26 protein-coding genes are annotated in these 21803 nt (G+C 48.3%); 16 read left to right on the top strand and 10 right to left on the bottom strand.

All coding sequences use genetic code 11. The annotated features are described in order from the left end of the window. Nucleotides 1-29 precede the first annotated feature (29 nt). A complete protein-coding gene (locus BLS58_RS06425; protein WP_090397181.1) occupies nt 30-851 on the bottom strand; it encodes a mechanosensitive ion channel family protein in 822 nt (273 codons plus the stop codon). 142 nt (nt 852-993) lie between these two features. Here BLS58_RS06425 and BLS58_RS06430 point away from each other — a divergent pair, with 142 nt between their 5' ends. Further along, nucleotides 994-1452 carry a TlpA family protein disulfide reductase gene (locus BLS58_RS06430; protein WP_090397183.1) on the top strand — a complete coding sequence of 153 codons (459 nt, stop codon included), beginning with the start codon at nt 994-996 and terminating at the stop codon, nt 1450-1452. Nucleotides 1453-1530: 78 nt separating this feature from the next. On the opposite strand, the gene rnjA is transcribed toward BLS58_RS06430, so the two are convergent. Beyond that, nucleotides 1531-3198: a ribonuclease J1 gene (rnjA, locus tag BLS58_RS06435; RefSeq protein WP_090397185.1), complete on the bottom strand. Its 1668-nt coding sequence runs from the start codon at nt 3196-3198 to the stop codon at nt 1531-1533. Continuing rightward, on the bottom strand, nt 3199-3408 hold the full coding sequence (locus BLS58_RS06440; protein WP_090397187.1) for a DNA-dependent RNA polymerase subunit epsilon: 210 nt from the start codon (nt 3406-3408) through the stop codon (nt 3199-3201). Nucleotides 3409-3926: 518 nt separating this feature from the next. Here BLS58_RS06440 and BLS58_RS06445 point away from each other — a divergent pair. Beyond that, nucleotides 3927-4697, top strand: a complete 771-nt coding sequence (locus BLS58_RS06445; RefSeq protein WP_090397189.1) for a Cof-type HAD-IIB family hydrolase — start codon at nt 3927-3929, stop codon at nt 4695-4697. A gap of 34 nt (nt 4698-4731) precedes the next feature. Here BLS58_RS06445 and def read toward each other — a convergent pair whose 3' ends face one another. Continuing rightward, nucleotides 4732-5283 (bottom strand): peptide deformylase, encoded by a 552-nt coding sequence (gene def, locus BLS58_RS06450; protein ID WP_090397191.1) that lies wholly within the window; start codon nt 5281-5283, stop codon nt 4732-4734. A gap of 275 nt (nt 5284-5558) precedes the next feature. Continuing rightward, a complete protein-coding gene (locus tag BLS58_RS06455) occupies nt 5559-5699 on the bottom strand; it encodes a YjcZ family sporulation protein (protein WP_090397193.1) in 141 nt (46 codons plus the stop codon). 179 nt (nt 5700-5878) lie between these two features. Between BLS58_RS06455 and BLS58_RS06460 the strand changes: the two genes are divergently transcribed. The 5 genes from BLS58_RS06460 (at nt 5879) to lpdA (ending at nt 11752) form a co-directional block, all read left to right on the top strand. Further along, nucleotides 5879-6526, top strand: a complete 648-nt coding sequence (locus tag BLS58_RS06460) for a YkyA family protein (protein WP_090397195.1) — start codon at nt 5879-5881, stop codon at nt 6524-6526. A gap of 413 nt (nt 6527-6939) precedes the next feature. Next, nucleotides 6940-8004, top strand: coding sequence for a pyruvate dehydrogenase (acetyl-transferring) E1 component subunit alpha (pdhA, locus tag BLS58_RS06465; RefSeq protein WP_090397197.1), 1065 nt, complete (start codon nt 6940-6942; stop codon nt 8002-8004). A 2-nt stretch (nt 8005-8006) separates the two neighbouring features. Beyond that, nucleotides 8007-8984 carry an alpha-ketoacid dehydrogenase subunit beta gene (locus BLS58_RS06470; protein ID WP_090397199.1) on the top strand — a complete coding sequence of 326 codons (978 nt, stop codon included), beginning with the start codon at nt 8007-8009 and terminating at the stop codon, nt 8982-8984. A 59-nt stretch (nt 8985-9043) separates the two neighbouring features. Next, the gene (locus BLS58_RS06475) at nt 9044-10339 is read left to right on the top strand and encodes a dihydrolipoamide acetyltransferase family protein (RefSeq protein ID WP_090397201.1); all 1296 of its coding nucleotides are present in this window, start codon (nt 9044-9046) and stop codon (nt 10337-10339) included. Between the two features lie 3 nt (nt 10340-10342). Then, a complete protein-coding gene (gene lpdA / locus BLS58_RS06480; RefSeq protein ID WP_090397202.1) occupies nt 10343-11752 on the top strand; it encodes a dihydrolipoyl dehydrogenase in 1410 nt (469 codons plus the stop codon). A gap of 143 nt (nt 11753-11895) precedes the next feature. Here lpdA and BLS58_RS06485 read toward each other — a convergent pair whose 3' ends face one another. After that, complete coding sequence (locus tag BLS58_RS06485) at nt 11896-12261, bottom strand: hypothetical protein (RefSeq protein ID WP_090397204.1); 366 nt, start codon at nt 12259-12261, stop codon at nt 11896-11898. A 231-nt stretch (nt 12262-12492) separates the two neighbouring features. Between BLS58_RS06485 and BLS58_RS06490 the strand changes: the two genes are divergently transcribed. From BLS58_RS06490 to BLS58_RS06500, 3 genes are all read left to right on the top strand, one after another. Continuing rightward, nucleotides 12493-13320: a polysaccharide deacetylase family protein gene (locus BLS58_RS06490; protein WP_090397206.1), complete on the top strand. Its 828-nt coding sequence runs from the start codon at nt 12493-12495 to the stop codon at nt 13318-13320. Nucleotides 13321-13484: 164 nt separating this feature from the next. Beyond that, the gene (locus BLS58_RS06495; protein ID WP_090397480.1) at nt 13485-13601 is read left to right on the top strand and encodes a GapA-binding peptide SR1P; all 117 of its coding nucleotides are present in this window, start codon (nt 13485-13487) and stop codon (nt 13599-13601) included. Between the two features lie 218 nt (nt 13602-13819). Beyond that, entirely contained in the window at nt 13820-14104 is a 285-nt protein-coding gene (locus BLS58_RS06500; protein WP_090397209.1) for a UPF0223 family protein, read from the top strand. Nucleotides 14105-14297: 193 nt separating this feature from the next. On the opposite strand, the gene BLS58_RS06505 is transcribed toward BLS58_RS06500, so the two are convergent. Next, nucleotides 14298-14930 (bottom strand): YktB family protein, encoded by a 633-nt coding sequence (locus tag BLS58_RS06505; RefSeq protein WP_090397211.1) that lies wholly within the window; start codon nt 14928-14930, stop codon nt 14298-14300. A gap of 182 nt (nt 14931-15112) precedes the next feature. On the opposite strand from BLS58_RS06505, the gene BLS58_RS06510 reads away from it, so the two are divergent. Further along, nucleotides 15113-15301: a hypothetical protein gene (locus BLS58_RS06510; protein WP_090397213.1), complete on the top strand. Its 189-nt coding sequence runs from the start codon at nt 15113-15115 to the stop codon at nt 15299-15301. Nucleotides 15302-15440: 139 nt separating this feature from the next. Then, nucleotides 15441-16229, top strand: coding sequence for an inositol monophosphatase family protein (locus BLS58_RS06515; protein ID WP_176764646.1), 789 nt, complete (start codon nt 15441-15443; stop codon nt 16227-16229). Nucleotides 16230-16276: 47 nt separating this feature from the next. Here BLS58_RS06515 and BLS58_RS06520 read toward each other — a convergent pair whose 3' ends face one another. Continuing rightward, entirely contained in the window at nt 16277-16471 is a 195-nt protein-coding gene (locus tag BLS58_RS06520; protein WP_090397216.1) for a DUF5325 family protein, read from the bottom strand. Nucleotides 16472-16616: 145 nt separating this feature from the next. Here BLS58_RS06520 and typA point away from each other — a divergent pair, with 145 nt between their 5' ends. Next, nucleotides 16617-18452: a translational GTPase TypA gene (gene typA / locus BLS58_RS06525; protein ID WP_090397218.1), complete on the top strand. Its 1836-nt coding sequence runs from the start codon at nt 16617-16619 to the stop codon at nt 18450-18452. Nucleotides 18453-18536: 84 nt separating this feature from the next. Next, nucleotides 18537-18794, top strand: coding sequence for a YlaH-like family protein (locus tag BLS58_RS06530; protein ID WP_090397482.1), 258 nt, complete (start codon nt 18537-18539; stop codon nt 18792-18794). Nucleotides 18795-18921: 127 nt separating this feature from the next. Here the strand turns inward: BLS58_RS06530 and BLS58_RS06535 are convergent, their stop codons facing one another. Further along, nucleotides 18922-19083, bottom strand: a complete 162-nt coding sequence (locus BLS58_RS06535; protein ID WP_090397483.1) for a YlaI family protein — start codon at nt 19081-19083, stop codon at nt 18922-18924. 145 nt (nt 19084-19228) lie between these two features. Here BLS58_RS06535 and BLS58_RS06540 point away from each other — a divergent pair, with 145 nt between their 5' ends. Beyond that, nucleotides 19229-20557: a PhoH family protein gene (locus BLS58_RS06540; RefSeq protein ID WP_090397220.1), complete on the top strand. Its 1329-nt coding sequence runs from the start codon at nt 19229-19231 to the stop codon at nt 20555-20557. 161 nt (nt 20558-20718) lie between these two features. Here BLS58_RS06540 and BLS58_RS06545 read toward each other — a convergent pair whose 3' ends face one another. Further along, nucleotides 20719-21177 (bottom strand): hypothetical protein, encoded by a 459-nt coding sequence (locus BLS58_RS06545; RefSeq protein ID WP_090397222.1) that lies wholly within the window; start codon nt 21175-21177, stop codon nt 20719-20721. Nucleotides 21178-21499: 322 nt separating this feature from the next. On the opposite strand from BLS58_RS06545, the gene BLS58_RS06550 reads away from it, so the two are divergent. Further along, a complete protein-coding gene (locus BLS58_RS06550) occupies nt 21500-21787 on the top strand; it encodes an Fpa/YlaN family protein (RefSeq protein ID WP_425433670.1) in 288 nt (95 codons plus the stop codon). Nucleotides 21788-21803 lie beyond the last annotated feature (16 nt).

A 21803-nucleotide genomic window follows, 5' to 3' on the forward strand; every position in this document is an offset into this window, starting at 1 on the left:
AAGAAAAGATAGCCCGGAAGGCTATCTCGCTATTTTTTATCCTGAATATATACTTGTTGCGGGACCGGGATTTCGATGCCGGCCTCATCGAGCGCTTCCTTGCTTGCCTGGAGAAGCTTGCGTTTCATTCCCCACTGTTGCAAGTTCTCGGTATAAGCAAGAATGCGAATCTTAACGTCGTATTCGTCAATCGATCCGACGCCGAGAACATCAGGTCCTTCGAGGATCGCATCTTCTTCCTCGGCCAAACGGTCGCAAGCCTCCTGTAGCACTTTCATGGCTTCACTGATATTTTCATTGAAGGAAATGCCTATATCGACGAGGGCTTCCATGCTTCCACGTGAATGGTTGCTGACGCTGGTGATATTACGGTTGGGAATAAAATGCAGTGTACCATCGAATGCGCGAAGGCGAGTCGTTCGTAAACCAACCTCTTCGACAATGCCATCCAGTTCTGCCACCGTGACGTAATCTTCGACATCGATTTGCTTTTCCAGTAACAAAAAGAAGCCGGTGACGACGTCGCTCACCAGTCCCTGTGCTCCAAATCCGATGGCCAAACCGACGACACCGGCGCTCGCGAGCATAGGTCCGATCGGAAGATTGAAGATCCCGAAAACGACGACGATCAAAATAAACAATAAAGTGTAAGTTAAAACGCTTGTGCTTAATTTTTCCAGCGTTTGTGTACGATTGGCGTTCATTTTGCGTTTTTCCTGCAACCGACGAAATGACCGAGTGATCATCGACTTGCCGATCGAGCGGGCGATGAGATAACCGATGAATGCGAGCAAGAGTTGTCCGATGACAACCAACGCTGGCCCCAGGAAATCATCCAGTAAAAAATCCATGCCTTTATTCACTCCTTTATATCCATGAACCGGAACAATTTTTGTAACGTTGAGTAGTATAACATATTGTCATATCTTGCTGAAGGAAAATGTAGGTTTTTCTGTCGATTCAAGATACTTTTATGGGAAAAGGGTGGTATCCATGGGTTTACCGTTGGGAATGTCCATTCCCCGTATGGATGAAGTAACCGAGTGGCTCAATCCTTATACCGAAAAACGAAACCGATGGACGTTGATTCATTTTTGGTCGCTCAGTTGTGAAACGTCGCGGCTCGAACTTCCGGAAGCGGGGGATATGTTCGGAAAGTACGCTTATAATGTTCAGTGTGTATCCATTCACGTCCCCAACAGAAATGATGATCGGAATCCCTATGAGGTAAGAGCTGTTGCCGCACGGGCCGGTATCAATGTTCCCCTCGGTATGGACGGGGAGCAGTATATCGCTAGCGCTTTCAGCGTTCGGAAGCTCCCGGCCTATTATCTTTTTGATGGGAGAGATCGACTTCTCCATGTGCAGGAAGGAAAGATCAACATAGATGTGCTGCAAAGCTATCTGAATAAAGAAAACTTGGCTTATCGCCAAGCCTGGCGAAAGCCTTAGTTGCACTTATGCATGACAAGAAAGCTATACTTTCTTGTCTGCTAAATAAAGCAAGCGAAAGAGGCTTCCGCTTGCTCGTTATACTTCCATGATGATGGGCAAAATCATCGGTTTTCGTTTTGTTTTTTCATACAGGAAGGGGTTCAGCAATTCGATAATTTCATTTTTGATCTCCGACCATTGGGAGGTTTGGCGTTTCATGAGCTCGGCGATGTGTCTGTCCAGCATTTTTTGGGCGTCGTGGATGAGATGGCTGGACTCGCGCATGTAAACGAATCCTCTTGAGATAATATCAGGGCCTGCGGCCACTTTGAAGTTCTTCATATCGATGCTTACGACGACGACGACGAGCCCCTCTTCCGAGAGTATGCGCCGGTCCCGCAAGACGATATTGCCGATGTCACCGATCCCGTTCCCGTCGACATAAATGGTGCCGGAAGGCACTTTGCCGACTTTTTTGGCTTCGTTGTTTTTAAGGGCGAGCACTTCACCGATTTCCATGATGAAGATACGATCTTCGGGGATGCCGCAATCTACGGCCAGTTTTTTATGATTGACGAGCATCCGGTATTCGCCGTGAATCGGGAAAAAATATTTCGGTTTCATGAGACTTAACATCAATTTTTGCTCTTGCTGTCCGCCGTGTCCCGACGTGTGGATATCATTCAGGGGGCCGTGGATGACGTTGGCACCGGCCCGGAACAATTGATTGATAATTTTGTTCACACTCAGGGCATTTCCGGGGATCGGCGAACTGGAAAACACAACTGTATCCCCCGGGATAATTTGAATCTGGCGATGGGTGCCGTGGGCAATTCTTGAGAGTGCGGCCATCGGTTCGCCCTGACTGCCTGTACAGAGAATCGTCAATTCATTGTCGGGCAACCGGTTGATTTGGCTATTGTCAATAAACGTATCCTTGGGCGCGCGAATATAGCCGAGTTCCTGGCCGATGGTAATGGCTGACTCCATGCTGCGCCCAAACACGGCAATTTTTCGCCCGTAGGTGACCGCGGATTCAACGACTTGCTGCAGACGATGAATGTTGGAAGCAAACGTCGCGAAAATAACCCGGCCTTCCACTTCCCGGAAAATATTGTTGATGCTGTCGCCGACTTTTCTCTCCGGCATCGTAAAATCAGGCACTTCACTGTTTGTGCTGTCCGACAACAGACAAAGCACCCCTTCTTCGCCGAGCTTGGCCATCTTGGTCAGGTTGGCCGGTTCGCCCACCGGGGTGAAATCAAATTTAAAGTCGCCGGTGTGGACGATATTTCCTTCCGGGGTGTGAACGACGATACCCAAAGAATCAGGGATGCTGTGGGTGGTACGGAAAAAAGAAACCGATGTGTGCTTAAACGTAATAACGTCGTCTTCATCCAGTTCTTTCAGCACCGTTCGCCGCAGTAAACCGTGTTCTTCAAGCTTTCCGCGCAAGAGGCCAATCGCCAGTTTTCCGCCGTAGACGGGAATGTTAATTTCCCGTAATAAATAAGGGATACCGCCGATATGGTCTTCGTGGCCGTGCGTCAGAAAAACGCCTTTTATTTTGTCGGCGTTTCGGGATAGATACGAGTAATCTGGAATGACGTAATCAATGCCGAGCAATTCATCTTCCGGAAACATGATTCCTGCATCAATAATAATGATTTCGTCTTTATATTCAACGGCATACGTATTCTTGCCGATTTCACCAAGCCCTCCGAGGGCGAAAATGGCAATCTGGTCAGTTTGTAATTGTTTCATCTATCTTTTCTCCACCTTAAAGTCTTCGCTGCGTTGTTCATATTTAAGATGAGCATCCGATAATCCCTGGACAAGCTCGATGTTGATATAGTCGTCAGCAAGTTTTTTTCGTACTTCTCTTTCATTTTCGGCTTCAATAAAAAGGGTTCGTGTTTCGTCCCGAACCGGCATTTCATCAAAATTCGGTTGATACAATACTTTAAAAATCACTAAACATTCTCTCCTTAACAATCGTTTTTTCTCAGCAGCAAAAGACAGGTGAAATCCTGCGATTCACCCTGCTTTTGCTTTTACAAATTGGGTTCCGTTCGTGTCAGAGCCTTCAGTATGCATCTTTTTCTGCGTCATTATTACATGCTCGGCGGGATCATAATGACAGAGGGCTTATGCATACATAGAAGTCGACTCTGCATACAGTTATTCCATTGTAGCTTACTTTTTGATAGAAAGCAAACGATTGTAAAGGTTTGCCAATTGATTGAATTTTTTAAGTACGAATGGAACGTTGTTTGGGGAGTAAAGAACGATAGCGCTTACGCAATCGTTTTCGCAATTTTTTCAGCATGTGATATCCCTCCTGCTCTCTTTATTTTTAGCGTGTGTAGATAGCGCCTGAAATGTGTGAGTAAATTGATGGAAGAAAATCGGGCTTACACTTTTTTACTTTTCAAGTCAGGCCGCTTACGACATAATGGTGGTATAGACATTAAAGGAGAAGGAGTAGCCGTATGGATAAGAAATTGGTCTTTTTTGATATTGATGGCACGCTTTATGATGACGAAAAGACGGTGCCTTATGCGACCGAAAAAGCGATTGAAACGTTAAAGGAAAGGGGACATGAAGTAGCGATCGCGACGGGAAGGGCTCCGTTTATGTTTGAGAGCCTTCGTCAAGCATTTGACATTGATACGTACGTGAGTTTTAATGGGTCATACGTTGTCGTGGCAGGGGAAGTGGTGCTAGCCAGATCATTGCAACAAGAAGCATTGGCCGCCCTGCACGAAGCTGCGAGCGACGATCAACATGTCATGGTGTTCATGGACCACGAGGGTGCCATCACCGATGTTGAGAATCATTCCCGAATTGCGCAATGTCTGGGCGAACTGAATATGGACTATCCCCCAATAAGTCTTAAGCGGCCCGAAGGGGATATCTATCAGGCACTGCTGTTTACGGAGGAAAATGAACCATTTTCGTATGATCATTATCGTGATTTTAATTTCGTACGTTGGCATAAATTTTCCGTGGATGTTCTGCCGGCGGGCGGGTCAAAAGCAAAAGGGGTACAGAAAGCTGCGGACATTCTGGATGTGGATATTCAGGATACGCTCGCATTCGGTGACGCCTTGAACGATATAGAGATGCTCGAGCTTGTAGGGACAGGCGTGGCCATGGGCAACGCTTTGGCAGCAACAAAAGCAGCGGCGGATTTTACCACGGCGGCCGTTGATGAAGAAGGAATCGCCAAAGGGTTGAAGAAACTGGGGCTTTTATCATAGTTGGCGAAAGGGGCCGAAGCAGGCTCCTTTCGTTTTAAATAGTAGGTGCGGGTGCCGGTTTTTTATACGGGCCGGTGTAGTCTTCAATACGATCGTAGAACATGACACCGTTCAAGTGATCGATCTCATGCTGGACGACGATTGCAGGCAATCCTCGGAGCCGTAATGTGACTTCCCCGTCTTCCAGGGTGTACGCGCGTAGTTTTAAACGGGCATACCGCGGTACAATGCCTTCAACCTCCCGATCTACCGAAAGGCAGCCCTCCCCGTTTTCCAGGTTGGTTTCTTCAACCGAATGACTGATAATCCGGGGATTGATGAATCCGTAGCTGTGCAAACGTTCTTTTTCATCGCTGACATGCATGGCAAACATTCGCTTGGTGATCCCCAGTTGCGGAGCTGCAAGTCCGCTGCCCGGACGGAGCTCATATTTTTCTGCGATGTCCGGATCCTGACTATTGATAAGGAATTGTAACATGTCCTGTAACAAATCTTTTTCTTCTTTTGTCGGGGGAAGCTTTACCTGTTCGGAAACTTCCCGGAGCACGGGGTTGCCCTCGCGTGCGATATCGTCCATCGTTATCATAACGATGCGCCTCCTTTTGCGGACTGGTGTTTGGTGAGGCACAGACGGAGGCTATTCGTCAAAGCTTCCTTTTGCCTTTACTTTGCAGATAAGAAAGTATAACTTTCTTATCATGCATAAGTGCAGCTAAGGCTTTCGCCAGGCTTGGCGATAAGCCAAGTTTTCTTTATGCTTTTAGTATAGCAGATGATATCGATTCACAAAAGCCCATGGCCCACGGCCCACGTTCAGACAGAAGGAAAAAACACTCTGCCGGAAAAGCAGAGTGTTTTCCATTATTTTTTATCGGGTGTATACGCGGCTCCGACAATAATGAGCAGGATGAAGAGGACGACGATGAGCGCGAAGCCCCCGCCTTTTTGCCCGCCATAGCCGCCATGGTAGCCGCCATAGCCTCCACCGTAACCATAAGACATGAATAATCCTCCTTTGATTTTAACGCTTTCTTGAGCGTTTACCCTACAGCTTATGCGAAAAAAATGAACGCGTTTGGTTAAACACCCAATTCAGGGGCATGAACTTTTTTGCAACCGTTTACCATTTCCTAGTATGATGGTGGCGGATGGAAAGATCATGTAAACGAGGGGGTTGATCGGTGAAAACATGGACGATCGCTTTAGGATTCATGATACTCTGCCTGCTTACAGCTTGCGGTGAACGGCCTGAGGAGAGCATGCAAATGCATCTGGAGAGGGCCGTGGAACTGGAAGAGGCATTTGTAAATCAACAAGAGCCTCTCCTCGCGGCAGAAGAAGAGGAAAATGAACGATTTGAAGACATGCTGGCATCGGGATTGTCGGACATGGATGACATCGATACACTCGTTTCCGAAGCGGTTACATATGTCGAGGAGCGGGAAGAACACCTGGAGACGGAAAGGGAAAGTCTTGCTCAGGCCTACGCGGAGGTTGAAGAGGCGGCAACCTATGTCCCTGGGCTCGAAAATGAACAGATCCGGGAACAGGCCCAAACATTGCTGGGCCTTATGGAACAGCGGTATGAAGCCCATAATGACTTATATGAAGCATATACACAGGCTATTGAATTGGACCGGGAGCTTTATGGACTTTTTTCCGATGAGGAACTGGCCTTTGCAGATCTGGAAAACCAAATCGATGCCATTAATGACAAATACGAGACCGTCGAACATCACAGAGACATCTTCAACGAGCACACCGCAAGTTTTAATGAAGAAAAAGAAGCTTTCTACACGATGGCCGGGTTAATGAATGCGTCTGAGTAGGCTATGTGCTTTTCTGTTATATTAATACCGACGAAAATGAACGCATTGATGTATAACAGAATCTATGTCCTGGAAGCGGGATTTAATCCTTTAATCATAAGCATTGACGGATCAAATGCCAGTAATGTAGACTTAATTTAAAATGATTGTATCAGTCATTTTTTATTAAATGTGAAACAGAAATGGTCGCCGAAAAAAAGATTGAAAACAAGCGTTTTCGGGTAATGTAAAGTATAAGCGCATGTCGAATGAGGGGGAGTGTTGTTATCTAAATGAAAGCTAATGAGCGCTTCGGCAATAAAGAAAACTTGGCTTATCGCCAAGCCTGGCGAAAGCCTTAGTTGCACTTATGCATGATAAGAAAGTTATACTTTCTTATCTGCCAATGATTAGGAAGGAAGAGGTGAGCCATTATGGCTGAACATAAGTTTGAAACGTTCCGGATCCTCGATGAAAAAGGAAAAGTTGTGAACGAGGACGAGCTTCCTGACTTATCCGACGATGAGTTACAGGAGCTAATGTATCGGATGGTTTATACGAGAGTCATTGACCAGCGGGCCGTCTCGTTGGGTCGTCAGGGCCGGTTGGGCTTTTACGCTCCGGTCGCGGGCCAGGAAGCGTCCATGCTCGGCTCTCATTTTGCCCTGGAGCAAGACGACTGGATTGCGCCGGGCTATCGTGATGTTCCCCAGTTGATTTGGCAAGGATATCCGCTCTGGCAGTCTTATTTGTTCTCCAAAGGTCACTATAAAGGCGGGCAAATGCCCGAGGGCGTCAACGCGCTTCCTCCCCAGATCATTATCGGGGCCAATTATGTGCAAACGACAGGCATTGCCCTCGGCTTGAAGAAAAAAGGATCATCGCAAGTCGCGATCACCTACACGGGTGACGGCGGTGCTTCGCAGGGAGATTTCTACGAAGGGATAAACTTTGCAGGCGCGTTTCAGGTTCCGGCGATCTTCGTCGTGCAAAACAACCAGTATGCCATTTCTGTCCCCGCCGACCAGCAGACAGCGGCGGAAACCATCGCACAGAAAGCCGTAGCCGCGGGCATTGAAGGTGTCCAGGTCGACGGCATGGATCCCCTCGCGGTTTACGTCGTGACGAAAAAAGCACGAAAAGAAGCGCAGGAAGGCCACCGTCCGACCTTGATTGAAACGCTCTGTTACCGTTATGGCCCACACTCACTTTCCGGGGATGATCCCACTCGCTATCGCAGTTCAGAGGAAGACGGTGAATGGGAAAGACGCGATCCGCTCGTGCGCTTTAGAAAGTACCTCGAGGAAAAAGAGCTGTGGACAGAGGAAAAAGAGAATAAAATCGTCGACCAGGCAAAAGCAGATGTGAAAGAAGCAATGAAGAAAGCCGAAGAGATACCTCGCCAAAAAGTCAGTGACTTGATTGAAATTATGGGGAATGACCTCTCGAATAACCTTCAGGAACAACTGGAGGAGTATCGGGCGAAGGAGTCGAATTAATTATGGCAGAAATGACAATGATACAAGCAATGACAGATGCCATGCGCGCGGAATTAAACAACGATGACAATGTTCTTCTTTTCGGGGAAGATGTCGGTTATTATGGCGGCGTCTTCCGGGCGACGGAAGGCTTGCAGAAAGAATTTGGTGAGGATCGTGTTTTCGATACACCTCTCGCCGAATCGGGTATCGGCGGATTGGCCATCGGCTTAGGGGTCACCGGTTTCCGTCCGATTATGGAGATACAGTTCGTCGGTTTCCTTTATGAAGTCATGGATGGTCTTGCCGGACAGATGTCACGCATGCACTACCGTACGGGCGGGTATTACAACAGCCCCATTACGGTCCGTGCCCCCTTTGGCGGCGGTGTTAAGACCCCGGAGCTGCATCCTGACAGCCTCGAAGGGTTGATGGCGCAAACCCCGGGTATCCGTGTCGTTATTCCGTCGAACCCTTATGATGCAAAGGGTCTGCTCATCGCAGCGATCCGTTCGGATGACCCTGTCTTTTATCTGGAACATATGAAACTGTATCGTTCGTTAAAAGGCGATGTTCCCGAAGAGGCTTACACGGTTGACCTCGATAAGGCAGAGGTTAAAAGGGAAGGCAAAGACATGACCCTGGTGGCTTATGGGGCGATGGTCCATTCCGCGTTAAAAGCGGCCGAGCAGCTCAGTGAAGACAATATCGAGGCTGAAGTCATCGATTTGCGTACCGTAAGTCCTTTTGACGTTGAAACGATTGTCGAATCGGTCAAGAAAACAAACCGTGCCGTCGTCATCCAGGAAGCCCAGCGGCAAGCGGGTGTGGCCGCCAGCATTTCCGCGGAGATCAGCGAGCGTGCGATTCTTCATCTGGAAGCGCCCGTGGCCCGGGTCACCGCACCTGACACCGTCTATCCGTTTGCTTCTGATGAGGATGTTTGGCTGCCTGATCATGAAGATATCGTAACCAAAGCGAAAGAAACGTGGAATTTCTAGAAACGTGAAGCAAACAGCGATCCCCATAAGAGGGGGATCACGATAAAGGAGGTCTGACAGTGGCTTATAAATTTAAACTCCCGGATGTCGGTGAAGGCATTGAGGAAGGCGAAATTGCTCAATGGATGGTCAAGGCAGGAGATAAAGTCGAAGAGGACGACGTGCTCTTTGAAGTGCAAAATGATAAAGCCGTCATGGAGATCCCTTCACCGGTAGACGGAACCGTTTTGGATGTGAAAGTGGATGAAGGTGCCACTGTAACGGTCGGAGAAGTCGTTGTCACGATAGATGACGGAAGCGGTGAAGAAGAGGAAGACGAAGACGACGGCGATGATTCACCATCCTCCGGGGAAGAGTCCTCCAGGGAGGAAGCGGAGCAAAAAGACGAGGAAAAACCAGATCGGCAAAGCGAAGAACAAGAAGACGACAAAGATTCGTCGGATGAAGATGAAGAAAAACGGGTCATTGCGATGCCTTCGGTTCGCAAATATGCCCGTGAGCAAGACGTAACCATCAGTGACGTCAAGGGGAGCGGCAAGAACGGCCGCATTTTACGAGAAGACGTTGAAGCATTTATAAGCGGCGACCAGGAGACGGAGGCAGAAGAGAAAAGGGAAGAACCAAAAGAAGAGACGCCTGCCCCTGCCGCCGAAGCGATGGAAGAAAGAGTGCCGTTTAAGGGTATGCGGAAAGTGATCGCGAATGCAATGGTTAACAGCAAGCGCACCGCCCCCCATGTGACGCATATGGATGAAGTGGATGTGAGCGCCCTCGTCGCTAACCGGAAACGATTCAAGCCGCTCGCTGAGGAAAAGGAAATCAAATTGACGTACTTGCCGTATGTCGTTAAGGCGTACACGTCGGCTTTACGTGCATTTCCGAGCCTGAATGCGTCCATCGACGATGAAAATGAAGAGATCGTCTACAAAAAGCGATATAATATGGGGATAGCCGCCGATACGGACCGGGGACTGGTCGTACCGGTTGTGCCTGAAGCTGATCGCAAGTCGATTTTCATGCTGGCCGAGGAGATTAATGAGCTGGCTCAAAAGGCCAAAGACGGCAAGTTAACGAACGCTGAGATGCAAGACGGGACGAGCACGATTTCCAATGTCGGCTCGGCAAACGGCGCGTACTTCACGCCGGTAATCAATCACCCTGAAGTCGCTATTCTCGGCATCGGACGCATCGAAGAAAAACCGGTGGTCCGGGACGGTGAAGTTGTCGTTCGGCCGATGCTCGCGTTATCCTTAAGTTATGACCACCGTCTCGTTGACGGTGTCAACGCACAGCTGGCCCTGAATCATGTCAAACGATTGCTGAACGATCCAGAATTACTAATTATGGAGGGGTAGTACATGGTCGTAGGAGATTTGGCAGAAGAAGTGGATACCATCATCATCGGATCCGGCCCCGGGGGTTATGTGGCAGCCATCCGCGCTGCTCAGCTCGGGCAGTCCGTGACGATTGTAGAGAAAGGTGATTTGGGAGGTGTCTGTTTAAACGTAGGGTGCATCCCTTCCAAGGCATTGATTGAAGCCGGTCACAGCTATGAAAAGGCGCAGGGCAATGCCGAATTGGGCATCACGACCGAAAACGTTTCTCTCGATTTTACCAAGTTACAGGAATGGAAAAGCGGGGTTGTCGAAAAACTAACCGGCGGTGTCCAGAGCCTGTTGAAGGGGAACAAGGTGAACATTGTCGAGGGAGAAGCCTATTTTTCCGGTGAAGACACGGTCCGGGTTTCCGGCGAGAATAGTAGTGGACAATCCTACAAATTCAAGAACTGTATCATTGCAACAGGCTCGCGACCGATCGAACTGCCCAATCTTAAATATAGTGAGCGAGTCATTGATTCCACGGGCGCCTTGGCACTGGAAGATGTTCCGAAAAAACTTATCGTGATCGGCGGCGGCTATATCGGCATTGAACTGGCCGGTGCTTACGCCAATCTCGGCAGTGAAGTCACCGTTTTAGAAGGTGAAAAGCGTATTCTCGGCGGCTTTGAAAAGCAAATGTCGCAACTCGTTCAACGTCGCCTGAAGAAAAAAGGCGTCACGTTCTACACCGAAGCGATGGCAAACGGTGTAGAAGAGAGTGAAGACGGCATAACGGTGACAGCGGACGTGAAAGGCGAAGAACAAAACATCGATGCGGACTATGTGCTCGTGAGCGTGGGCCGCAAGCCGAATACAGACGAACTTGGCCTTGAGCAAATCGGCGTGGAAATGAACGACCAGGGCGTTATCCAGACCGATAAGGAGGCGCGCACGAGCGTTTCCAACATATTTGCCATTGGAGACATTACGGATGGCCCACCCCTTGCTCACAAAGCTTCTTATGAAGGGAAAATCGCCGCAGAAGTGATCTCCGGTGAAGCATCTGCGATAGACTATCTGGGTATCCCGCTAGTCGCTTTCTCCGAACCCGAGTTGGCTTCTGTAGGGTATACGAAAGATGAAGCGCAAGAAGCAGGCTTTGAAGCCAAAGCAGCGAAGTTTCCTTTCCAGGCCAACGGTCGCGCCCTTTCCTTAAACGATTCGGATGGCTTTATGCAGCTCGTCACGCGCGAAGACGATGGTCTTGTCATCGGTGCACAGATCGCAGGACCGAGTGCCTCCGATATGATCGCGGAAGTTGGTCTTGCCATTGAAGCCGGCATGACGGCCGAAGATGTGGCGATGACCATTCACGCGCATCCGACCCTTGGAGAAATTACGATGGAAGCGGCTGACGTGGCTCTTGGTACCCCGATTCATGTTAAATAGAACGTGAGCACAAAACGCCGCTACTGCCATGGCAGTAGCGGCGTTTTTATTTGCAGACAAGAAAGTATAGCTTTCTTGTCATGCATAAGTGCAACTAAGGCTTTCGCCAGGCTTGGCGATAAGCCAAGTTTTCTTTAGCTTCTTCACTCCGAAAAATGCTTCTGAAGTAACGTTTTAATCTCTTCTGTGGTATGTTCGCCACTAATGGACGTATCGGATTGATCGCATTTGATGAGGATAAGCGTCGGATATTCTTCGATATCGTAGTCGGCAACCGAGGGCTCATTTTCGCGGACGATGGTTACATCGGTTTGTTCATCGTTTTCGTGTTGAAAGTCGATGAGTGCTTCATAGTATTGCCGCTCGATATCTTCTGTATTTTCATCGGTAAATAGTAATGCCTGGGGTTCATTGGCGTGCGAGAGGCCCCCAACATCTTCAGAGTTGCTACAGGATGCTGATATAAATACGAACAAAAAACTGATGATGATAACAGCGGATATTTTCATCGATAAGTTGTCTCCCGTCCTTTTGGACTTTTATTGATCATAGCATGCCAAAGGGCGATTATGGCTCAATTTAAATAAACTGTAATCAAAAAGAAAAACAGACGAGACAGATTTAAACTGACAGAAAACGTCGGTGTCTGACATGAACATATTCAGAATCTAGCAAACTATGACATAGAGCGTGTCATGGTGTATGATGGGGAAAGCAAAATAGATAATGGGGGAGAGATCATGAGGTTTACATATGCTAAAGGTGTCTTATGTCTGGGGATTTCAGCTTCGCTACTCGTTGCCTGCCAGGAGACGGAGCAGGAAGTAGATTTGGATGAGATCGAAGAAGAAGAAAACGAGGATGACCAGTCCCCATCAGAGGCCGATGAAGAAGCTGAAGCGACAGAAGAAGAAATAGAAGAAGAAACTAAACCCGAGTACATATTGAATGAGGGTAACTGGGCACTGGAGCCCATCGATGATGCCGAGGAGGAAGCAGTATTGATCACCATCGATGATGCCCCTGATGAACACGGGCCGGAAATGGCTGAAACCCTTGATGATCTAGGGGTCACGGCGATTTTTTTCGTGAATCATCATTTTATAGATGATGAAGAAGGGGAGGAAGAGCTCCTGGAAATCAAGGAACATGGCCATGAAATCGGAAATCATACGATGACACATGCCAATTTGGCGGAAATACCCGAAGAGGACGTGGAAGAAGAAATCGTCGAGCTGAGCGATGAAATTGAACGGATCACCGATGAACGGCCGGACTTTTTTCGGGCCCCTCACGGCATGAATACAGACAGAAGCTGGGAAGTTGTGGAAGAAGAGGACATGCTCGGCATGAATTGGACGTACGGATTTGACTGGGAAGAAGAATATACCGATCCCGACGCCCTGGCGGATATTATGGTGGAGACGGAATACTTGCAAAACGGCGCCAATATTCTCATGCATGACCGGGAATGGACGAACGAGGCGCTTGAAGATATTATTATCGGCCTCGAAGACGAGGGCTATGATTTTATCGACCCGGAACAAATAGAACTGGAGCAGGAGTGATCTGAAGCCCGCGCGTCTCACGTGCGGGCTTTTCGGGCTTCCGGTTTTTGATTTCTGATATATGGAATGGAATGTGTTATACAATTACCCGTTGACAAATCGATTATGACATCATATTATAAGAGTACCGAATGATAAAACGCTTTCAAGGGAGTGCGATGGAAATGGCAATTATCGTTTGTTCCGAGTGTGACTGTACCATTGAGCATTTCAAGGCAGACAAGATGGCCACGTTGTACGGCAATTGCGATCACTGCAAGAAAAAGCGGGCTACGAAATAATGGAGAGGGGCTGTTAAGATATTTTTCTTGACAGCCCCTGCTTCATTAAGCGTTTTTTTCCCTTTTAGGTCCATTTCCTCGAGAATTTCCTCAATTCTTTCCGCGATGAAACGAGCGATATTTTCATCCTGTTCATACGACGAAATTAGGGATGAGGCTGAAATGGAGGATGATTAGCTGCTATAATAGAGGGACTTGACTTATAAGGTGGATTAACGATGAATGAGGAAGAAGTGTCTATCCCTTTTTCTACGGATTGGTCTGAAGAGGAGATCGTGAAGGTCGTACATTTTTTTACACTCGTGGATCGTGCTTACGGCGAGGGAGTGAGAGCTGGGGAGCTTCTCAACGCTTATAACCAATTTAAAAAAGTGGTCCCGGCCAAGGATGAAGAAAAGACGTATTTTCGGGATTATGACAAGCGTGCCGGGCAATTGTGCTGGCGCACGGTGCAGATGGCGCGAAAAGCAGAAGATCCGGATACCGTCGTGCGCCACACGTAAGAGATCATCATCCCCGCGCCCCTCTTAATGGAAGAATTACCCAAATTGAGGGACGCTGGCGTTTCCAGCACCCCTCGATATGGATATATTTTACAGACAGAAGGACGCTGGAAGGTTCCAGCGTCCTTCAAAATGGAATGTATGCCCAGTTCCAGGTGCGTTGGCTTGACTGGCCGCGTTCCCGAATGTTTTTTCAGGTGTGCATTTGCGTCGTTTGTTCGTAGAATGGCTGCAGCGTTCTGAACGTCTCCATAATTGTGGTGAATAATTTTTCCCCATCTCCGAGGAGCGGGTCGTCATGGGCGATTTGGCGGCCGATAAGAAATTCGCCCTTTTTCACATCGCGAAAACGGACGAGGCTTTTTTCCATGTCTTCACTGTCCATCTCCACGAGTGTTTGAGCGTTTTTCTTCGTATGATCCAGTGAAACGGCATAATCGTTGGGAAGCTGCTCAAGGTGCGTTTGCTGCGCCAACAAACGCTCCGCGATCTCCTTTTTGTTCGGGAGCTCATAAATGTAAGCGAGCCACATAAAGAGGTGATCATCAAACAGCCCAACCTGGAAATGGGGATGTTTTTTGTAACCGCGATTGTCATGGGCGACAGCGAGCCATGTATCCGTAGGCGGGTTTGTTTTGCGGCGGGCGTGTTTGGCGATGTGCAGGAACATATCGTTCCCGGTTAAGTCGCTCAACTCGTCGGCCAGCGGCTCTCCGAGTGCTTTGAATTTCGGTTGTATCCGCTCCCGTATCGCCTCCATCCGGGGCTCGAGCCCGTCGATTTCGAACGTCTGAAAGTCGTGTTGTGTAAATGTTGGCAGGTTCATTGGCAAAACTCCTTTTATTTCATATGATAGCGTCTCAAGCGTGCGGAAGCAAACAGCAAACCTTTTGGCAAACAGGACGCTTGAAATATGGAGCGCATATGATATAATGATCAAAATCAGAATAATTAATCATGTCATTGCTTGTCGGCACCAGAGGTTTAAAAAAAAGAGGGGTGTGTGTGATGGAACAAGTGATACAAGCGCTTAAGAGGACTGACGCGGAAGAGAGGATCCCGGTGGTACGTCTGGAAATCGATTACGAACTTGTCACGCTCCACGATGCAATGAAAGGCAATGATCCCGATGGTGTTGTGCAAACAAAACAACGCTTGAAACAACTGAGACAAGAGCTCATACGACTGGAAGCGTAGCGATATAAAAGCGGGCCGATGCCCGCTTTTTTGTATGTCTGCCATTAAAACCGGCGCCCCTTCCATTATACATAGCAAGTGTGAGATACTAACGATATCCATTTAATCAACACGAAAAGTGAAAGAGAGGGTTCATCCCTTGGACTGGACAGCAATAAAAGATCGAGCTATTTCATTTATATCGGAAGCCGCACACCGTCTTTACGATCCCGCGATTCGAAAGCTGGATATTGAAACGAAGGAAGATGCGGATGACCTCGTGACCGAGAATGATTTTGCGGTGCAGCGATTTTTGACGAAAAAAATTAAAGAAGCCTTCCCCGGGCATTTTGTCGTCGGTGAAGAAGGCGAGCATGAAGAACGGATTCCTGAACATACCGTGACCTGGTTCATCGATCCTATCGATGGGACGACCAACTACGTTCATCAATACATGAATTTTGCTATTTCCATCGGGATTTATTTTGAAGGTGAAGGCAAAGTCGGCGTCATTTATGACGTGATCGCCGATGAAATGTTTACGGCCGTCAAAGGCGAAGGGGCGTACCTCAACGGCAAAAAATTACTCCCCCGCCGGAAAGTGAATTTTTCCCAGGCGATTATCGGCTTTAATGCTCGCTGGCTCGTGGGTCGGGCAAGACCCGGAACAAAAGAAGTCTTTGCAGGTATTGTCAGGGATGTCCGGGCTACACGTTCTTACGGGTCGGCATCTTTGGAGTTGGCTTATATCGCGGCCGGACGTCTCGACGCGTATGTCAATATGCGCCTCTCTCCGTGGGATTACGCGGGCGCGGCTGTTTTGATTGCTGAAACAGGCGCCGAGTGTACGCCGCTGTTCAGGGGAGATCAGTTATTTATGGAATCATGTACCGTACTCGCGGGAGAAAAGCATGTGCATGAGGAAATATTAAACAGATGCAATGAGTGATCCGCGCAGAAAAGAACAGCGCTTCCGGTATGGAAGGACTGTTCTTTTCACTGGCTCCCGTCACTTTCGGGAACGATTTTCTTTTTTCGATACATCGACGCGCCTTTAAAGGATAAAACAAGCACCACCGTCGCAATAATAGCGATAAGGAAACTCCGTTGCGCTACCGCCACCCCATAAGCGAGGATGGAAGCTGTCGCAAGAAAGGCTAACAAGAGTAATGGCCAGTAAATTCTATTCATCGTTTCACCTGCTTTTTTCGTTATCTACAGTGTAAAACACATCGGGCGGGGATAGCAATAGATGTATCCTGCGCTTTGAAGACTCGCCGTTCATTATGGTACAATTATAAAGTTGAACAGATATACAGATAGGAGAGAAATCAAAGTGAGCATTCGAGACGATTTACGCAACATCGCTATCATTGCCCACGTCGACCACGGTAAAACGACGCTCGTGGATGAAATGCTGAAGCAATCCGGAACGTTTGGCGCTCATGAGCACGTCGCCGAACGTGCCATGGATACCAACGACCTGGAAAAAGAACGTGGCATTACGATTTTGGCGAAAAATACAGCTTTACGTTATCAGGATAAACAGATCAATATTCTGGACACGCCCGGGCATGCCGACTTCGGGGGTGAAGTTGAACGGATTTTGCAAATGGTAGACGGCGTCCTTCTCGTCGTCGATGCCTATGAAGGGTGTATGCCGCAAACGAGATTTGTGTTAAAAAAAGCGCTGGAACAAAATCTGACACCGGTGGTCGTTATTAATAAAATCGACCGGGAAAGCGCGCGGCCGGAAGAAGTCGTCGATGAAGTGCTCGATCTTTTTATCGAATTGGGTGCATCTGAAGACCAACTCGACTTTCCCGTCCTGCATACGTCAGCCGTTCAAGGCATGGCTAAACATCCCGAAGCCAATGACAATCAGGGTATGGACATTCTTTTTGACATGATCATTGCCAACGTGCCCGCTCCTAAAGATAATCGCGATGAGCCGCTGCAATTCCAGATTACGATGCTGGAATATAATGATTTCCTCGGCCGTATTGGTGTAGGCCGTGTTTTCCGCGGGAAAGTCTCTCATGGCGACCGAGCGGTTCTGGTGACAAGAGATGGACAGGAACGGAGCTTTCGTATCAGCAAAATGTTTGGCTTTCACGGTCTCGAAAAACGGGAGATTAACGAAGCAGGTGCCGGGGATATTATCGCGATCGCCGGTGTCGACGATATTAACGTTGGCGAGACGATTTGCCTCGAGAACCATGTGGAAGCCTTGCCCGCGCTTCGGATTGATGAGCCGACGTTGCAAATGACTTTTCTGGCCAATAATAGCCCCTTCTCCGGACTGGAAGGCGACTATGTCACCAGCCGTAAAATCGAAGAACGCTTGCTGCGTCAATTGGAGACCGATGTGAGCCTGAAAGTGGAGGAAACCGATTCCCCCGACGCCTGGACGGTATCCGGCCGCGGCGAATTGCACTTATCCATCCTCATTGAAAATATGCGGCGGGAAGGCTATGAGCTGCAAGTGTCCAAACCGGAAGTGATAATAAAAGATGTTGAAGGGGTCAAAAGTGAACCGTATGAACACGTACAGATCGACATTCCGGAAGAATACACGGGGGCGGTCATGGAATCCCTGGGAGAACGCAAGGGCGAAATGAAAAATATGGAACAGCAGGGCGAGGGGCAAACACGACTTGAATTTTTAATCCCCGCGCGTGGTCTTGTCGGCTATACGACCGAATTTATGAGCCAAACGAAAGGCTATGGTATCATTAATCACTCGTTTGATTCCTATCAGCCGTCCATTGCAGGACAAATTGCCGGACGCCGCGAAGGTGTGCTCGTGTCCAATGAAAAGGGAAAGGCGACGACGTACAGCATGAACTATCTGGAAGATCGCGGAAAGATGTTCGTAGAACCAGGTACAGCGGTGTACGAAGGGATGATCGTCGGCGAGCATAATCGGGAGAACGATCTGGGCGTCAATATTACAAAGGAAAAAGCGGCCAATAACTTTCGTTCAGCGTTCAAGGAACAAACGACAACCTTAAAAGAGCCTCACATTCTGACATTGGAAGAAGCGCTCCAGTACTTGAATGACGATGAATACTGTGAACTGACGCCGATGGCGATACGCCTTCGTAAGAAAACGCTGGACACGACCGCACGTGAGCGCGAACAAAAACGCAAAAAGCAGCAAATCAATTAGGGGGTAAGCGAAGTGCAAGAAGGTGGCCAACTCTCGCAAGGTGATTTTTCCTGGTTTGCACAGCTATTTAATATATACGACAACATGGCCCTCGGTTTTTGGCTATTGTATATCGCGGTCGTCGTCCTAAGCGTCATCGTATTTAACCTCGGTTTCGCGAGAAAATTGCCGTTGCTGAAAAATGTCGTCGTGTATACCGGTCTCGTTATCGGTTGTTTTGTCTTGACTTTTTTTGCCATTTTCATGCCTGTCGTCGAAGCCCTTATCGCCATCGCGGCAGTCCTCGGCATCTACCGGATTCGTTTGCGAATCCACAAGAGAAAACAACAAGTAGCAGGATAAAAAAGCCCGGACGTTCTGTCCGGGCTTTTTTTGGCAGGTAAGAAAGTATAAACCACTTTCTTACCCTGCATAAGTGCAACTAAGGCTTTCGCCAGGCTTGGCGATAAGCCAAGTTTTCTTTACGTACTTAATTATTTTCCCCTCGCCTTGTCTTGGCTTTGTGAGCAATACGGTCGTAACACTCGGGGCAGGTGTACGTGTGAATCGGCCGGTTGCGGAGCCGTTTCGCGAGGGGGTCATCATCATTAATCGTATCGATGCGATGGCATAATAAACATTGAGCTCTCATTTTTTCACTCACTGGATCCTTTCGAAAGCATTCATTTTCCATTGTAACACGCGATTCGCATCCGGGGAAAAGACTTGTCAACTTTGCGCCAGCGAATGCATAAACAAAAGTAAGAGGCGTGATTCGTAAACCGGGAGGTAACGAATTGAAAAAAATTTATGTGCTCGATACGAATGTACTTTTGCAGGATCCGCGCGCGCTTTTTGCCTTTGAGGAGAATGATGTTCTCGTCCCCGCGATTGTGTTGCAGGAACTGGACACGAAAAAGAAATACATGAATGAAATCGGACGAAATGCCCGTGAAGTAGCGAGAATTCTGGATCAGCTAAGAGGCCTGAAACCGTTGCATCAAGGGGTCCCTCTGGAAAACGGCGGACAATTACGTGTGGAGTTGAATCACCTTTCCTATGAAAAGATGAAGGAGACGCTGCCCGAAGCCACCAGCGATAACCGTTTGCTTGCATTGACGTTAAATCTGGAAGAAGAACGTAAAGAAGCCGGGCGCGATGAGCAAGTGATCCTCGTGAGTAAAGACGCGCTCGTTCGCATAAAAGCAGAAGCCTTAGGCCTCAAGGCCGAAGATTTTCTCAGCGACCGGGTACTCGTGGACGATGATCTTTATAAAGGATACACGGTCGCCTATGTTGAGCCTGCCCTGTTGGAATGCTTTTATCAGGATAAAAATATCCCGGTGACAGATCTTCCGGGCTCACCTCTGTATCCTTTTTCTTTCGTGATCCTTAAAAATGAGCTGCAACCATCGATATCTGGTTTAGGTCGTGTCGATGAAAGCGGGGAGATGTTGAGACCGATCACCCATGACCGCGAAAGCGTTTGGGGGGTTAAACCGCGAAATGTTCAGCAAAAGATGGCCATAAATATTTTGCTGGATCCACGTTTGTCCCTTGTGACGCTGACCGGGAAAGCGGGGACGGGAAAAACATTGCTTTCCATGGCGGCCGGATTATTGCAAACCGAGGATTTAAAGCTTTATAAAAAATTATTAATTTCGCGTCCCGTCGTACCGATGGGCAAAGATATCGGCTATCTGCCGGGTGAAAAGGACGAAAAATTGCGCCCGTGGATGCAACCGATTTTTGATAACCTCGAATTTCTGTTCAATGCGAATAAACCTGGAGAAGTGGAAAATATTTTGCCGGGGCTGGGGTCCATTCAAGTGGAAGCACTCACATATATTCGTGGCCGCAGTCTGCCCGGTCAGCTGATCATCGTCGATGAAGCGCAAAATCTAACGAAACATGAAGTGAAAACGATCTTAACGAGAGTCGGGGACAGGACGAAAATTGTCTTGATGGGAGATACGGAACAAATTGATCATCCGTATCTGGATGCCTATAATAACGGCCTCGCATATGCCGTCGAGCGTTTTAAAGACCAGGCCTTAAGCGGGCACGTATCATTACAGAAAGGGGAACGCTCAACCCTCGCCCAATTGGCGGCTGATTTGCTTTAAGGTGGGGCTGGGGCGGCAGGGGAGTCCAACATCGACCACGAATACAGGTGATGGCCTGCGAAGTGGTCGAAGCGGGTCCTACATTGAACCGCGAATACAAGGCAAAGGCCTGAGATGAGGTCGATGGAGTGACCGCCGAAGTCTGGGTGATACCTCGTCTATCAGTCTACCCGTAGAGCGACAACATTGGTCACCGGTGATTGCTGGTTGGAACCATCAGCATAATAAATATGAATGGGACCATCTTCTTTTAATGCTTGCCCCTCGGCCGAGAAGCCCGCAATCCATGTTTTCCCTTCCTCCAGCGAGGCGGTGATTTCCTCGCCCGAGGAAGTGATGGCGACGAGCGTGGAAGCGGAAGGCGAAGGTTCGGCATTGTCGATAAATGGGCGTAAGGGCATGCCATACGAACCTTCGATGACGGCTTCTTTTTTCGAGCGGATTTGATTGGTTTGCCAGCGTCGATGCCCGTTTCCTTCTTCCGTGTTTTCTTCCCACGCTTGCGGGTCTTTAAAATATGATTCAAGCTCTATTTTACGGTTGTCAAAAATCCAAACGGTCGGGTCAATGGTAATTCGATAGTTAACTTTACCTGATACGGGGACGATAAAAGGTTCCATTTCTTTAACTCCATTCTTGTTTTTCCCAATCGTAACATACTCATTTTTAGAGGTGCGAGGTGGGAAGGCTTATTATCATCCCTCAAGGCGCGGCGCGGTCTGCATTTGGGGTATGAAAACGCGAAAATCATCCCTCAAGGCGCGACGCGATCTGCCATTGGGGTATGATATCGCACTTGTCACCCCTTCCAGGTGAGGTCCCTCTTCCGCGCTTTCATTTTACGCCTCCCACTACGGCGAAAAGCCTAAAGTATTTTTCAACCGATGCTTGCAATTTTTTTTTTGAGCCGATAAGATATACGTAGGAGTTCATTCTGGAGGGATGCATGTGCATATGGAGACCGCTACCGAGAGCCGCGATCAGGCCTATGCTGTCCTCAAGGCAGACGCTGAAAAGATCAGACAACTGATCGAAGTACAGATGGACAATTTAACGATGCCGCAATGCCCGCTCTATGAAGAGGTGCTGGACACGCAGATGTTTGGACTGTCCCGTCAGATAGATTTCGCTATTCGACTTAATCTTATTGATGAACAGGCTGGCAAACATATTATTAATGAGCTGGAAAGAAAGTTATCAGCTTTACATGAAGCGACGGTGAACGGATGAAAGCCAATTCTATTTC

The organism is Natribacillus halophilus (assembly GCF_900100185.1).
Lineage (GTDB): Bacteria > Bacillota > Bacilli > Bacillales > Marinococcaceae > Natribacillus > Natribacillus halophilus.